General features: G+C 66.3%; 8 protein-coding genes and 3 rRNA genes. 6 read left to right on the top strand and 5 right to left on the bottom strand.

Annotated features, from left to right (window positions below; genetic code table 11):
- The first annotated feature begins 268 nt into the window (after positions 1 to 268).
- Both ahcY and ACYQ8Q_RS18775 read left to right on the top strand, forming a co-directional pair.
- On the top strand, positions 269 to 1726 hold the full coding sequence (ahcY, locus tag ACYQ8Q_RS18780) for an adenosylhomocysteinase (protein ID WP_460066341.1): 1458 nt from the start codon (positions 269 to 271) through the stop codon (positions 1724 to 1726).
- 152 nt (positions 1727 to 1878) lie between these two features.
- Entirely contained in the window at positions 1879 to 2493 is a 615-nt protein-coding gene (locus ACYQ8Q_RS18775) for a hypothetical protein (protein WP_460066340.1), read from the top strand.
- Between the two features lie 17 nt (positions 2494 to 2510).
- Here ACYQ8Q_RS18775 and ACYQ8Q_RS18770 read toward each other — a convergent pair whose 3' ends face one another.
- Positions 2511 to 3554, bottom strand: a complete 1044-nt coding sequence (locus ACYQ8Q_RS18770) for an RDD family protein (protein ID WP_460066339.1) — start codon at positions 3552 to 3554, stop codon at positions 2511 to 2513.
- Positions 3555 to 3683: 129 nt separating this feature from the next.
- On the opposite strand from ACYQ8Q_RS18770, the gene ACYQ8Q_RS18765 reads away from it, so the two are divergent.
- The 4 genes from ACYQ8Q_RS18765 (at position 3684) to rrf (ending at position 10381) form a co-directional block, all read left to right on the top strand.
- Entirely contained in the window at positions 3684 to 4691 is a 1008-nt protein-coding gene (locus ACYQ8Q_RS18765) for a stage II sporulation protein M (protein WP_460066338.1), read from the top strand.
- 567 nt (positions 4692 to 5258) lie between these two features.
- Positions 5259 to 6784, top strand: a 16S ribosomal RNA gene (locus tag ACYQ8Q_RS18760).
- Between the two features lie 270 nt (positions 6785 to 7054).
- A 23S ribosomal RNA gene (locus ACYQ8Q_RS18755) occupies positions 7055 to 10176 on the top strand.
- 88 nt (positions 10177 to 10264) lie between these two features.
- Positions 10265 to 10381: ribosomal RNA gene (gene rrf / locus ACYQ8Q_RS18750) — 5S ribosomal RNA — on the top strand.
- The 16S, 23S and 5S rRNA genes sit together here, the layout of an rRNA operon.
- A gap of 95 nt (positions 10382 to 10476) precedes the next feature.
- Here rrf and ACYQ8Q_RS18745 read toward each other — a convergent pair.
- The 4 genes from ACYQ8Q_RS18745 to ACYQ8Q_RS18730 are packed head-to-tail and all read right to left on the bottom strand — an operon-like array spanning position 10477 to position 14709.
- Complete coding sequence (locus tag ACYQ8Q_RS18745; RefSeq protein ID WP_460066336.1) at positions 10477 to 11787, bottom strand: DUF58 domain-containing protein; 1311 nt, start codon at positions 11785 to 11787, stop codon at positions 10477 to 10479.
- Complete coding sequence (locus tag ACYQ8Q_RS18740) at positions 11787 to 12776, bottom strand: AAA family ATPase (RefSeq protein WP_107120653.1); 990 nt, start codon at positions 12774 to 12776, stop codon at positions 11787 to 11789. Before ACYQ8Q_RS18740 ends, ACYQ8Q_RS18745 begins: the two co-directional genes overlap by 1 nt.
- The gene (locus ACYQ8Q_RS18735) at positions 12776 to 13972 is read right to left on the bottom strand and encodes a DUF4350 domain-containing protein (RefSeq protein ID WP_460066334.1); all 1197 of its coding nucleotides are present in this window, start codon (positions 13970 to 13972) and stop codon (positions 12776 to 12778) included. The genes ACYQ8Q_RS18740 and ACYQ8Q_RS18735 overlap by 1 nt, the downstream gene beginning before the upstream one ends.
- On the bottom strand, positions 13969 to 14709 hold the full coding sequence (locus tag ACYQ8Q_RS18730; protein WP_460066333.1) for a DUF4129 domain-containing protein: 741 nt from the start codon (positions 14707 to 14709) through the stop codon (positions 13969 to 13971). Before ACYQ8Q_RS18730 ends, ACYQ8Q_RS18735 begins: the two co-directional genes overlap by 4 nt.
- Between the last annotated feature and the right edge of the window lies 1 nt (position 14710).

The following is a 14710-nucleotide window of genomic DNA, read 5'->3' as shown; positions in this document are numbered from 1 at the left end:
CCCCCCACCGACCCCGAACGGCGCGATCTGTTCGCAGGCGGACTGGGGCCGCCCGCCACCTCCGGTGTAGCTTGGACGGGAGCCAGACGTCGCTGCTGATGGCGGTCGGGCGGTCCCGAAGCGGACCGACCGAGGGAGAGAGGGCCTCCGACGGACTGCGCTGCGCGCACGCGGGCATGCCTGTGTCCCCTCGGGGCACCCCTGTGTCCGCCGCCGCGCAGACCAGCCCTGCCCACACCTCGAACCAACCACCGAGGAGCAGCTCACCATGACGACTGTCGACAACCGACAGGACTTCAAGGTCGCCGACCTCTCCCTGGCCGCCTTCGGCCGCAAGGAGATCACCCTCGCCGAGCACGAGATGCCCGGCCTCATGGCCATCCGCAAGGAGTACGCCGAGGCCCAGCCCCTCGCCGGCGCCCGCGTCACCGGCTCCCTGCACATGACCGTGCAGACCGCCGTCCTCATCGAGACCCTGGTCGCCCTCGGCGCCCAGGTCCGCTGGGCCTCCTGCAACATCTTCTCCACCCAGGACCACGCCGCCGCCGCCATCGCCGTCGGCCCGAACGGCACCGTGGACAACCCCCAGGGCGTCCCCGTCTTCGCCTGGAAGGGCGAGACCCTCGAGGAGTACTGGTGGTGCACCGAGCAGGCCCTGACCTGGCCGGACAGCCCCACCGGCGGCCCGAACATGATCCTCGACGACGGCGGTGACGCCACCCTCCTCGTCCACAAGGGCGTCGAGTACGAGAAGGACGGCAAGGTCCCCTCCGTCGACACCGCCGAGAACGACGAGCACCGCGTCATCCTCGAGCTCCTCAACCGCACCATCACCGACGGCTCCCAGAAGTGGACCCAGCTCGCCTCGGAGATCCGCGGCGTCACCGAGGAGACCACCACCGGCGTCCACCGCCTGTACGAGATGCAGCGCGACGGCGCCCTCCTCTTCCCGGCGATCAACGTCAACGACGCCGTGACGAAGTCGAAGTTCGACAACAAGTACGGCTGCCGCCACTCCCTCATCGACGGCATCAACCGCGCCACCGACGTCCTCATCGGCGGCAAGACCGCCGTCGTCTTCGGCTACGGCGACGTCGGCAAGGGCTGCGCCGAGTCCCTCCGCGGCCAGGGCGCCCGCGTCATCGTCACCGAGATCGACCCCATCTGCGCCCTCCAGGCCGCGATGGACGGCTACCAGGTCACGACCCTCGACGAGGTCGTCGACAAGGCCGACATCTTCATCACCACCACCGGCAACAAGGACATCATCATGGCCGCCGACATGGCCAAGATGAAGCACCAGGCCATCGTCGGCAACATCGGCCACTTCGACAACGAGATCGACATGGCCGGCCTCGCCAAGGTCCCCGGCATCGTCAAGGACGAGGTCAAGCCGCAGGTCCACACCTGGACCTTCCCCGACGGCAAGGTCCTCATCGTCCTGTCCGAGGGCCGCCTGCTGAACCTGGGCAACGCCACCGGCCACCCCTCGTTCGTGATGTCCAACTCCTTCGCGGACCAGACCCTGGCCCAGATCGAGCTGTTCACCAAGCCCGACGAGTACCCGGTCGGCGTCTACACGCTGCCCAAGCACCTCGACGAGAAGGTCGCCCGCCTCCACCTCGACTCCCTCGGCGTCAAGCTGACGACGCTGCGCCCGGAGCAGGCCGCCTACATCGGCGTCGAGGTCGACGGCCCGTACAAGTCGGACCACTACCGCTACTGATCCGGCAGCGGGCCCCCGGCCCGCAGCCGCACCGGCAAGCAGCAGTACCTCAGAGACAGGCCCCCGCACCCCCGTGTCGGGGGCCTGCCCCTTCGGCCCCTCGGCCGGACCGCCGCGGCGCCCCGACCAACCCGTCACACCCCAGGACCCCCATGCCCCGCGGCCGCTATGCACTCCTCGATCCTCACGATCACACCCTCCTCGCCCACGAACACTTCCAGTGCGCCCCCGGCCCCTCCGGCTGGCGCTACGTCTCCCAGCTGACCACCCCCACCGGTGAACACACCGGCTCCGTCGACCTCACCCTCGACGACCTCGGCCGGCCCCTCCGGCTGGAACTCCACGCGAGCAGCTGGCAGGTCCGCGGCGCCGCCCTGGACGGCGTCACCTGGGTCCGCACCGACCCCACCGGCACCCACGCCACCGAAGGCAACGTCGCCGCTCACGCCTTCACCGGCACCTCACCCGCGTTCCTCGTCGCCACCGCCCGCCTCCTGCGCCTCACCCCCTCCACCGCGGCCACCCGCGTCCGTCTCGTCGCCTTCACCGACCCGGTCCTCGCCCCCCGCACCGTCGACCAGTCCTGGGCTCTCGTGAACAGCGAAACACACGCCACTGACAACGCCCCCCTGGCCGTGGACGAATACCAGGTCACAGCCCTGGACACCGGCGAACAGCACACCGTGCACATCGCCGGCGACGTCGTCCTCGCAGCCCCCGGCATCGAACTCGAGGACCTCGAATCACCCCCGTCGACGTTCACCTGAACCCGACGCCCGAGCCCCTACGCGGGCGGCACGAACCCGGTACCCCGCCCCTCACCCTCCACCACCACGGACGGCCCATCCGCCCCCGACGCATCGCCCGGCACACCGGCACTGCCCGGAGAGGAAGACCCTGAGGGCACAGCCGACCCGTGCGATGGCGACCCGTGCGACTTCGGACCGTACGACGGCGGTCCGTACGGCGCTGGCGCCGACGGCGACGGGGGACCGAACGGCGACGCAGGGCTGAAGCCCCCGCCCACACCGGCCCCACCCGCGACAGGAGCACCCGCGACGGGCCCGCCCCCGGCCGGACCGCCCCCGAAAACCCGCCGAGCCTCCCGAACCTGCCGCTCCTGCACCACCGCCGCCAGATACGCGGCCGGCGGCACGCCCGGCGGCACCGGCACCCCGGTCCGCCCAGCCAGCTCATCCGCCAGCCGCCCCGCCATCGCCCAGCCCACCTGCGGATCCAGCTGGCTCATCCGCCCCAGATACTGGCGGATCGCCAACCACAACCCGTCCGGCACACCCGAAAGATCAAGCTCCTGGAACCGCCCGGCCAACCACGGCGGAGGAGGCGGCACAAAACCACCCCGAGCCGCCGGCACCCGCTCCCGCACCACCAGAGTCCCGGCGAACACATCACCGAGCCGCCGGCCCCGTGCCGACACCAGTGACGCGACACACGCCACCACCCCGAACGTCAGCAGAATCTCCACCAGCCCGAGCGCACCCCGCACCAGCGCATGCCGGAACCGGATCGGCCCACCGTCGTCCCGCACCACCCGCAACCCGCACGCCGACTTCCCCAGCGACCGCCCATGGCTGAGCGTCTCCACAGCGATCGGCCCACCGACCAGAACCAGCAGGAACGTGGCGATCGACACCGCCGTGCGCGCCGCGTCGTCCAGCGAGGCCGTCGACAGCACCAGAACGACACTCACGACTACATAGACGACCAGGACCACGATCAGGTCCAGCAACAGGGCCAGAGCCCTGCTGGGCAGCCTGGCGGGCTGCAGCTCCAACGCCACCGCCTCGCCCGTCACCAGCTCACTCACGCCCGCCGCCCCTTCCCGACCTGCCCCTGGAACAGCCAGTCTGCCAAGCTGAGCGCACATCGCGCCGCAGTACGACAACCTGATACACACCACCGGCAGCCGACGCACAGCCGAGGAGCAGGCACACCGATGGACCTCGACGTCTTCGTCTCCGCCCACCGAGCCGAATGGGACCGCCTCGACGCCCTCCTACGGCGACGCCGCCGCCTCACCGGCGCCGAGACGGACGAACTCGTCACCCTCTACCAACGCACCGCCACCCACCTCTCCCTGATCCAGTCCATAGCCCCGGACCCCCAGCTGACCGGCTGGCTCACCCACCTCGTGGCACGCGCGCGTAGCGCCGTCGTAGGAGCCCGCCGAGCCTCCTGGCGCGATGTCACCCGCTTCCTCACCGAGGGCTTCCCGGCCGCCGTCTACCGTTCGCGCCACTGGTGGGTCCCCACCGCACTCCTCTCCACCGCCGTCGCCGCCCTTCTGGGCTGGTGGATCGGCACCCATCCGGAAGTACAGGCCTCCATAGCGGCCCCCGACGAACTACGCGAGCTCACCCGACCCGGCGGCCAGTACGAGACCTACTACTCCAGCCACCCGGCCGCGTCGTTCGCCGCCCAGGTGTGGACGAACAACGCCCAGGCCGCCGCGATGTGCCTGGTCCTGGGTGTCTTCCTGGGACTTCCGGTGCTCTGGATCCTCTTCCAGAACATGCTCAACCTCGGTATCGGCGTCGGCCTCATGTCCTCGGCGGGCCGACTCGACACGTTCCTCGGCCTGGTGCTCCCGCACGGCCTGCTCGAACTGACAGCGGTCTTCGTCGCCGCCGGCACCGGCCTCCGCCTCGGCTGGACCGTCATCGACCCAGGCCCACGCTCCCGGCGCACGGCCCTTGCCGAAGAGGGCAGAGCAGCGATCGCCATGGCCATCGGCCTTGCCCTGGTCCTCTTCGTCTCCGGTGCCATCGAAGGCTTCGTCACCCCTTCGGGCCTGCCCACCTGGGCCCGGATCACCATCGGTGTCGCGGCCGAGGTGGCCTTCCTCGGGTACGTCTACGTCCTCGGCGGCAGAGCGGCACGCGCCGGTGACACGGGTGACGTCGAGGCAGCCGAGCGCAGCGCGACCGTGCCGACAGCCGCCTGATGTGCGAACCGCCCCGCTGAACTGCTAGTGTCCTCCTCGTTCCCGCAAAAGCCGTTGACACGGAGTGCGCGGGGAGGTAGATTCGAACAGTTGCCTGGAACTGGATGCGATCCGGTCGGCAGCAGTGAAAATCTATCGGCAGCTCGGAACATGGATTCCGCAGAAGCCCCCCGATGAATCGGAAACCATCGCCGGTCAGACCGGCCCGGAACTTCTGATAAAGTCGGAACCGCCGGAAAGGAAACCGCGAAACAAAAGCGGGAACCTGGAAAGCACCGAGGAAATCAGATCGAGAAAAGATCTGATAGAGTCGGAAACGCAAGACCGAAGGGAAGCCCGGAGGAAAACCTGAGAGAGTCTCTCAGGCAAGTACAAAGGAAGCTTTCGTTCCTTGAGAACTCAACAGCGTGCCAAAAATCAACGCCAGATTAGTTGATACCCCGTCCCCGGCAGTGATAGCCGAGGATGAGGTTCCTTTGAAAAAACACAGCGAGGACGCTGTGAACAGTCGGATCATTCCTCCGACTGTTCCGCTCTCGTGTGTGTTCACCGGATGACCGGTAAACATTCACGGAGAGTTTGATCCTGGCTCAGGACGAACGCTGGCGGCGTGCTTAACACATGCAAGTCGAACGATGAAGCCCTTCGGGGTGGATTAGTGGCGAACGGGTGAGTAACACGTGGGCAATCTGCCCTTCACTCTGGGACAAGCCCTGGAAACGGGGTCTAATACCGGATATCACTCTTGCAGGCATCTGTGAGGGTCGAAAGCTCCGGCGGTGAAGGATGAGCCCGCGGCCTATCAGCTTGTTGGTGAGGTAATGGCTCACCAAGGCGACGACGGGTAGCCGGCCTGAGAGGGCGACCGGCCACACTGGGACTGAGACACGGCCCAGACTCCTACGGGAGGCAGCAGTGGGGAATATTGCACAATGGGCGAAAGCCTGATGCAGCGACGCCGCGTGAGGGATGACGGCCTTCGGGTTGTAAACCTCTTTCAGCAGGGAAGAAGCGAAAGTGACGGTACCTGCAGAAGAAGCGCCGGCTAACTACGTGCCAGCAGCCGCGGTAATACGTAGGGCGCAAGCGTTGTCCGGAATTATTGGGCGTAAAGAGCTCGTAGGCGGCTTGTCACGTCGGGTGTGAAAGCCCGGGGCTTAACCCCGGGTCTGCATTCGATACGGGCTAGCTAGAGTGTGGTAGGGGAGATCGGAATTCCTGGTGTAGCGGTGAAATGCGCAGATATCAGGAGGAACACCGGTGGCGAAGGCGGATCTCTGGGCCATTACTGACGCTGAGGAGCGAAAGCGTGGGGAGCGAACAGGATTAGATACCCTGGTAGTCCACGCCGTAAACGGTGGGAACTAGGTGTTGGCGACATTCCACGTCGTCGGTGCCGCAGCTAACGCATTAAGTTCCCCGCCTGGGGAGTACGGCCGCAAGGCTAAAACTCAAAGGAATTGACGGGGGCCCGCACAAGCAGCGGAGCATGTGGCTTAATTCGACGCAACGCGAAGAACCTTACCAAGGCTTGACATACACCGGAAAGCATTAGAGATAGTGCCCCCCTTGTGGTCGGTGTACAGGTGGTGCATGGCTGTCGTCAGCTCGTGTCGTGAGATGTTGGGTTAAGTCCCGCAACGAGCGCAACCCTTGTCCTGTGTTGCCAGCATGCCCTTCGGGGTGATGGGGACTCACAGGAGACCGCCGGGGTCAACTCGGAGGAAGGTGGGGACGACGTCAAGTCATCATGCCCCTTATGTCTTGGGCTGCACACGTGCTACAATGGCAGGTACAAAGAGCTGCGAAACCGTGAGGTGGAGCGAATCTCAAAAAGCCTGTCTCAGTTCGGATTGGGGTCTGCAACTCGACCCCATGAAGTCGGAGTTGCTAGTAATCGCAGATCAGCATTGCTGCGGTGAATACGTTCCCGGGCCTTGTACACACCGCCCGTCACGTCACGAAAGTCGGTAACACCCGAAGCCGGTGGCCCAACCCCTTGTGGGAGGGAGCTGTCGAAGGTGGGACTGGCGATTGGGACGAAGTCGTAACAAGGTAGCCGTACCGGAAGGTGCGGCTGGATCACCTCCTTTCTAAGGAGCACATAGCCAGCTTCGAGCGAATGTCTCGGAGTGGTTGCTCATGGGTGGAACGTTGATTATTCGGCACGGTCTGGATGTCTTCTGCTAGTACTGCTTCGGCGTGGAACGCAGGGAGGACGAAAGGACCGGGTCGGGCACGCTGTTGGGTGTCTGAGGGAATGAACCCTCGGATGCCGGCCCCAGTGAACTCTGACCGTGTGGTTGGGGGTGATGGGTGGCTGGTCGTTGTTTGAGAACTGCACAGTGGACGCGAGCATCTGTGGCCAAGTTTTTAAGGGCGCACGGTGGATGCCTTGGCACCAGGAACCGATGAAGGACGTGGGAGGCCACGATAGTCCCCGGGGAGTCGTCAACCAGGCTTTGATCCGGGGGTTTCCGAATGGGGAAACCCGGCAGTCGTCATGGGCTGTCACCCGCTGCTGAACACATAGGCAGTGTGGAGGGAACGCGGGGAAGTGAAACATCTCAGTACCCGCAGGAAGAGAAAACAACCGTGATTCCGGGAGTAGTGGCGAGCGAAACCGGATGAGGCCAAACCGTATGCGTGTGAGACCCGGCAGGGGTTGCGCATACGGGGTTGTGGGATTTCTCTTGATCAGTCTGCCGGCTGGTCGGCGAGTCAGAAACCGTATGGATAGGCGAAGGACATGCGAAAGGTCCGGCGTAGAGGGTAAGACCCCCGTAGTCGAAATCTGTACGGCTCGTTTGAGAAACACCCAAGTAGCACGGGGCCCGAGAAATCCCGTGTGAATCTGGCGGGACCACCCGCTAAGCCTAAATATTCCCTGGTGACCGATAGCGGATAGTACCGTGAGGGAATGGTGAAAAGTACCGCGGGAGCGGAGTGAAATAGTACCTGAAACCGTGTGCCTACAAGCCGTGGGAGCGTCGGGTAGGAACTTGTTCCTACCTCGTGACTGCGTGCCTTTTGAAGAATGAGCCTGCGAGTTTGCGGTGTGTTGCGAGGTTAACCCGGGTGGGGTAGCCGTAGCGAAAGCGAGTCCGAACAGGGCGTTTCAGTAGCACGCTCAAGACCCGAAGCGGAGTGATCTAGCCATGGGCAGGTTGAAGCGGAGGTAAGACTTCGTGGAGGACCGAACCCACCAGGGTTGAAAACCTGGGGGATGACCTGTGGTTAGGGGTGAAAGGCCAATCAAACTCCGTGATAGCTGGTTCTCCCCGAAATGCATTTAGGTGCAGCGTCGTGTGTTTCTTGCCGGAGGTAGAGCACTGGATAGGCGATGGGCCCTACCGGGTTACTGACCTTAGCCAAACTCCGAATGCCGGTAAGTGAGAGCGCGGCAGTGAGACTGTGGGGGATAAGCTCCATGGTCGAGAGGGAAACAGCCCAGAGCATCGACTAAGGCCCCTAAGCGTACGCTAAGTGGGAAAGGATGTGGAGTCGCAGAGACAACCAGGAGGTTGGCTTAGAAGCAGCCACCCTTGAAAGAGTGCGTAATAGCTCACTGGTCTAGTGATTCCGCGCCGACAATGTAGCGGGGCTCAAGCGTACCGCCGAAGTCGTGTCATTGCAGCGATAAGCCCCAACGGGTGCTGTGATGGGTAGGGGAGCGTCGTGTGCCGGGTGAAGCAGCACCGGAAGGTAGTTGTGGACGGTTCACGAGTGAGAATGCAGGCATGAGTAGCGATTCACACGTGAGAAACGTGTGCGCCGATTGACTAAGGGTTCCTGGGTCAAGCTGATCTGCCCAGGGTAAGTCGGGACCTAAGGCGAGGCCGACAGGCGTAGTCGATGGATAACCGGTTGATATTCCGGTACCCGCTGTGAAGCGTCAAACATCGAACCAGGCGATGCTAAGTCCGTGAAGCCGCCCCGGAGCCTTCGGGCAAAGGGGAGTGGTGGAGCCGACGAACCAGACTTGCAGTAGGTGAGTGATGGGGTGACGCAGGAAGGTAGTCCAGCCCGGGCGGTGGTTGTCCCGGGGTAAGGGTGTAGGGCGAACGGTAGGCAAATCCGCCGTTCACATAGCCTGAGACCTGATGCCGAGCCGATTGTGGTGAAGTGGATGATCCTATGCTGTCGAGAAAAGCCTCTAGCGAGTTTCATGGCGGCCCGTACCCTAAACCGACTCAGGTGGTCAGGTAGAGAATACCGAGGCGTTCGGGTGAACTATGGTTAAGGAACTCGGCAAAATGCCCCCGTAACTTCGGGAGAAGGGGGGCCACGCCTGGTGAGGGGACTTGCTTCCCGAGCTGGGGGTGGCCGCAGAGACCAGCGAGAAGCGACTGTTTACTAAAAACACAGGTCCGTGCGAAGCCGTAAGGCGATGTATACGGACTGACGCCTGCCCGGTGCTGGAACGTTAAGGGGACCGGTTAGTCACATTTCGGTGTGGCGAAGCTGAGAACTTAAGCGCCAGTAAACGGCGGTGGTAACTATAACCATCCTAAGGTAGCGAAATTCCTTGTCGGGTAAGTTCCGACCTGCACGAATGGCGTAACGACTTCTCGACTGTCTCAACCATAGGCCCGGTGAAATTGCACTACGAGTAAAGATGCTCGTTTCGCGCAGCAGGACGGAAAGACCCCGGGACCTTTACTACAGTTTGATATTGGTGTTCGGTTCGGCTTGTGTAGGATAGGTGGGAGACTTTGAAGCAGCCACGCCAGTGGTTGTGGAGTCGTCGTTGAAATACCACTCTGGTCGTGCTGGATGTCTAACCTGGGTCCGTGATCCGGATCAGGGACAGTGTCTGATGGGTAGTTTAACTGGGGCGGTTGCCTCCTAAAGAGTAACGGAGGCGCCCAAAGGTTCCCTCAGCCTGGTTGGCAATCAGGTGTTGAGTGTAAGTGCACAAGGGAGCTTGACTGTGAGACCGACGGGTCGAGCAGGGACGAAAGTCGGGACTAGTGATCCGGCGGTGGCTTGTGGAAGCGCCGTCGCTCAACGGATAAAAGGTACCCCGGGGATAACAGGCTGATCTTCCCCAAGAGTCCATATCGACGGGATGGTTTGGCACCTCGATGTCGGCTCGTCGCATCCTGGGGCTGGAGTCGGTCCCAAGGGTTGGGCTGTTCGCCCATTAAAGCGGTACGCGAGCTGGGTTTAGAACGTCGTGAGACAGTTCGGTCCCTATCCGCTGCGCGCGCAGGAATATTGAGAAGGGCTGTCCCTAGTACGAGAGGACCGGGACGGACGAACCTCTGGTGTGCCAGTTGTTCTGCCAAGGGCATGGCTGGTTGGCTACGTTCGGGAGGGATAACCGCTGAAAGCATCTAAGCGGGAAGCCTGCTTCGAGATGAGTATTCCCACCCACTTGATGGGGTAAGGCTCCCAGTAGACGACTGGGTTGATAGGCCGGATCTGGAAGCACAGTAATGTGTGGAGGTGACCGGTACTAATAGGCCGAGGGCTTGTCCTCAGTTGCTCGCGTCCACTGTGTTGGTTCTGAAACCACGAACGGCCCCACGTTGCCACAGCGTGGTGCGGCTGAAACAGTTTCATAGTGTTTCGGTGGTCATAGCGTGAGGGAAACGCCCGGTTACATTCCGAACCCGGAAGCTAAGCCTCACAGCGCCGATGGTACTGCAGGGGGGACCCTGTGGGAGAGTAGGACACCGCCGAACAATCATTCCGGGAAACCCCCGCACCGTATGGTGCGGGGGTTTTCTGCGTTCAGATCCGTTTGATTTCGCGGGCTCCTTGAAGAGCCCGCTTCCTTTCAGAGCCGTCCCGTTGCCTTCAATGCCAAGTAGGCGTCCGCGAGGGCCGGGGCGAGATCGTCCGGGGTTGCGTCCACGACGGTGACTCCGTGCCGGCGGAGTTGCTCGGCTGTGCGATGGCGTTCGGCTTGGGCCTGGGCGGCGGACGCGGCGTCGTAGACCGCGTCGACAGTGCCGCAGGATGTGGCCATGCGGGCGATGTGGGGGTCGGCGACCGAGGCGACGAGGACGGTGTGGCGCTGGGTGAGTTGAGGGAGGACGGGGAGGAGGCCTTCCTCGACGGGGGCCGCGTCGAGCGTGGTCAGCAGGACGATGAGGGAGCGGCGAGGTGCCGTACGGAGTGCCGTGGTGGTGAGAGTTCTGGCGTCCGTCTCGACCAGTTCGGGTTCGAGGGTGGCCATGGCGGCGACCAGGGAGGGCAGGACGTCGCGGGCTGAGCGGCCTTGGACGCGTGCGCGCACTCGTCGGTCGTAGGCGAGGAGGTCGATGCGGTCGCCGGCCCGGGAGGCCAGGGCGGCGAGGAGGAGGGCGGCGTCCATGGAGGCGTCGAGGCGGGGGGCGTCGCCGACGCGGGCCGCCGAGGTGCGGCCGGTGTCGAGGACGAGGAGGATGTGGCGGTCGCGTTCCGGGCGCCAGGTGCGGACGGCCACGGTGGAGTGGCGGGCTGTGGCGCGCCAGTCGATGGAGCGGGTGTCGTCGCCGGGGACGTATGCGCGCAGGCTGTCGAATTCCGTGCCTTCGCCGCGGGTGAGGGCGCTGGTGCGGCCGTCGAGTTCGCGGAGGCGGGCGAGTTTCGAGGGGAGGTGCTTGCGGCTGGTGAACGGGGGCAGGACGCGTACCGTCCAGGGGACCTTGTGGGTGCCTTGGCGGGAGAGGAGGCCGAGGGGGCCGTAGGAGCGGATGGTGACGCGGTCGGCCTGGCGGTCGCCGCGGCGGGTGGGGCGGAGACGGGTCGTGATGCGGCGCCGCTCCCCGGCGGGGACGGTCAGCTGGTGGCGGGAGGCCTCGGTTTCGGTGCCGGGCTCCCAGCTGCTCGGCGGCCACGCGTCACGGAGGCGGGCGCGCAGAGGGCGGCGGGAGGGGTTGGTGAGGGTCAGGGTGACGTCTGCGGGCTCACCGAGGCGCGCGGTGGTGTCACCGGAGCGGGTGAGGCGCAGCGGGCGTACGGGGGCGGCCAGGGCGTAGTCGCAGGCGCAGGCCAGGGCGAGCGGGGCGTTGACGGCGAGGAGGCCTGTCCAGCTGGGTTCCCAGATGCCGATGGGGAGGGAGCCGAGGGCCGCGAGGAGCGCGGCGCGTCCGGTGAGTGCCATCAGCGGGGGACGGGGACGTGGGCGAGGAGCGCGGTGATGACGGAGTCGGCCGTCACGCCTTCCATTTCGGCTTCCGGGCGGAGTTGCACGCGGTGGCGGAGGGTGGGGAGGGCGAGGGCTTTGACGTCGTCGGGGATGACGTAGTCGCGGCCGGTGAGCCAGGCCCAGGCGCGGGAGGTGGCGAGGAGGGCGGTGGCGCCGCGGGGCGACACGCCGAGGGTGAGGGAGGGGGATTCGCGGGTGGCGCGGCAGATGTCGACGACGTATGCGGTGATCTCGGGGGAGATGGTCGTCTTGGCGACGGCGGCGCGGGCCGCTTCCAGGTCGGCCGGGCCTGCGACGGGGCGTACGCCGGCGGCGTGGAGGTCGCGCGGGTTGAAGCCTTCGGCGTGACGGGTGAGGACGTCGATCTCTTCCTGGCGGGAGGGGAGAGGGATCGTCAGTTTGAGGAGGAAGCGGTCGAGTTGGGCTTCGGGGAGGGGGTAGGTGCCCTCGTATTCGACGGGGTTCTGGGTCGCGGCGACGAGGAACGGGTCGGGCAGGGGGCGGGGGGTGCCGTCGACGGTGACCTGCCGTTCCTCCATGGCCTCCAGGAGGGAGGACTGGGTCTTCGGCGGGGTGCGGTTGATCTCGTCGGCGAGGAGGAGGTGGGTGAAGACCGGGCCGGGCTGGAAGGAGAACTCGGCGGTGCGCGCGTCGTAGACGAGAGAGCCGGTGATGTCGCTCGGCATGAGGTCGGGGGTGAACTGGACGCGTTTCGTGTCGAGTTCGAGCGCGGAGGCGAGCGCGCGGACGAGCAACGTTTTGGCCACTCCGGGGACTCCTTCGAGGAGAACGTGTCCGCGGCAGAGGAGAGCGACGACGAGGCCGGTCACGGCGGGGTCCTGGCCGACCACGGCCTTCGAGATCTCGGCGCGCAGGGCTTCCAGGGAAGCGCGGGCGCGGCCCGGGTCCCCGGTGTTCCCGGCGTTGTCAGTGGTCGGGTCCATCATGGACGGCGTACCTCTCTTTCGAGGGCGTCGAGTTGGTCGGCGAGTGCGATGAGGGCCGTGTCGTCGCTGGGCGGCGGGCCGAAGAGGAGGGAGTGCAGGGGCTGTCCGCCGGAGGGGAGGCGGCCGGACAGGGCGGGCAGGAGTGCTTCGGGCGTGTGCGCCTGGGCGACGGGGACGCCTACGAGGGGGGCGAGTCGGGTGCGGGTGGTGGAGCGAAGAGCGGTGGCCGCGCGGTCGCGAGCGCGGGCTTTGCGGTAGAGGCGGGCGCGGCCTTCGGTGGTTTCGGAGGCGCGGATGGCCACGGGGAGTTTCTCGGGTACGAGGGGGCCGAGCCGGCGTGCCCGCCAGAGGGCGGCGAGGGCTGCCGCGACGAAGAGTTGCAGGGTGCCCCAGAGCCAGCCGGAGGGCAGCAGATCGAAGAACGTCTTCTCGTCGCCGGGTTCGGTGGCGGAGGCGTCGGAGAGCGAGGGGAGGTACCAGGTCAGATGGGGGCGGGAGCCGAGGAGTTGGAGGGCGAGCGAGGCGTTGCCCTGCTGGTCGAGCCGGGTGTTGTAGAGGATGTCGGGTGCGCCGAGGACGATGGTGTCGCCGCTTGCGGAGGTGTCCGGGATACGCAGGAGGGTGGCCAGGCGCTGGCTGGGGTAGCACGTGTCGGCGTCGAGGTGGCGGGTGCTGTAGCGGATGCCGCCGGTCTCGGCGGAGCCGGCGCGCCGGGCCTCGGGCAGGGCGCAGTCGGGCGTGAGGGTGGAGCCGCGGCTGGTGGCCGGGTCCGCGGTGACTCCGGGGGCGAGGGTGGAGACCGAGGGGCTGCCGGGGGCGACGAGGACGGTGCGACCGCGGGAGCCGGCGGTCGCGGCGTGCAGTTCCTGCTGCTGGCGCTCCGTCAGAAGATCGGGGGAGGCGACCAGGAGAGTGGTGTCGGGGGCGGTGGCGGCGCGGGCCTCGGCGAGGGTGGTGACGACGCGGGTGGAGACACCTCGGTCGGCGAGGAGTTCGGCGACGGCGCGGCTGCCGTAGGGGTCGGCGGAGCGGGGGTCGAGGGCGCCGTGCCGGGCGTCGGAGCGCAGGGCGGCGAGTGCGACGCCGGCCGCCAGGAGGAACGTCAGGGCGAGGGCCACGCCTCGCGTGCGGGTCCACAGCCGTCGGGCGGTGGGCGAGACCGCGGTGGAGGGGAGCATGACCTCGGTGGTCATTCGGCGGCTCCCCGGCGGGTGGTGGGGGTGGTGCTCAGGGTGCCGGGGGTGCTGCTCGCGGTGAGCAGGGGCCTGGTGCGCTCCAGGTCGTGGTCGAGGTCGGCGATGCGGCGGTACGCCGGTTCGGTCGCCGGGCGGCCTCCGTACGTCACGTCGTCGAACGCGCGGGCGGCGGCGTGGAGTCGGTCGCTGTGGGTGGGGAGGGTGCGGCCGGCTTCCGCGGCGGCTTCGTCGGCGGTGCGGCCGGGGCGGGTGTCGAGGAGGGCGCGTTCCTCGAGGGAGCGGACGACGGCGCGCATGCGTTCCTGGAGGGCCTGGTTCCAGTGGCCCTGGGAGGCGTGTGCCTCGGCGGCGGCGCGGTGTTCGGCGGCGGTGCGGGGGCGGTCGTCGAACAGGGTGGCGGCGGAGGTGGGTTGGCGGCGGGGGGTGCCCAGGCGCCACCACAGGGCGCCCACCACGGCCACGACGGCCGCGAGGACGACCAGCACGCCGACGGTGCCTCCGGGGGTGGCGCCGGACGCGGTGGCGAACAGGTCGCCGATCCAGTCCCAGAGGGTGTCGAGGGCGCGCTGGAGGAGGCTGGGGTCGTGCTCGTGGTACAGCCGTTCGGACAGTTCGCGCCGGGCCGCCTCCCGCGCGGGATCGCGGGGGATGGTCAGCGGAGGCGCGTCGTCCGAGCGGACGGGTGTGCCGTGTGGAAGCGGTGGTGCGGTGAGGATTCCCCCCGTCAGGCTCACC

The sequence above is a fragment of the Streptomyces sp. YKOK-I1 genome (assembly GCF_054660435.1).
This window is presented reverse-complemented; position numbering and strand designations above follow the sequence as displayed.

Bases quoted from the DNA above. Each gene is read 5' to 3' on its own strand.
- ACYQ8Q_RS18735 (WP_460066334.1), bottom strand. From the start codon at position 13,972: ATGACCACCGAGGTCATGCTCCCCTCCACCGCGGTCTCGCCCACCGCC.
- ACYQ8Q_RS18740 (WP_107120653.1), bottom strand. From the start codon at position 12,776: ATGGACCCGACCACTGACAACGCCGGGAACACCGGGGACCCGGGCCGC.
- ACYQ8Q_RS18775 (WP_460066340.1), top strand. From the start codon at position 1,879: ATGCCCCGCGGCCGCTATGCACTCCTCGATCCTCACGATCACACCCTC.
- ahcY (WP_460066341.1), top strand. From the start codon at position 269: ATGACGACTGTCGACAACCGACAGGACTTCAAGGTCGCCGACCTCTCC.
- ACYQ8Q_RS18765 (WP_460066338.1), top strand. From the start codon at position 3,684: ATGGACCTCGACGTCTTCGTCTCCGCCCACCGAGCCGAATGGGACCGC.
- ACYQ8Q_RS18745 (WP_460066336.1), bottom strand. From the start codon at position 11,787: ATGGCACTCACCGGACGCGCCGCGCTCCTCGCGGCCCTCGGCTCCCTC.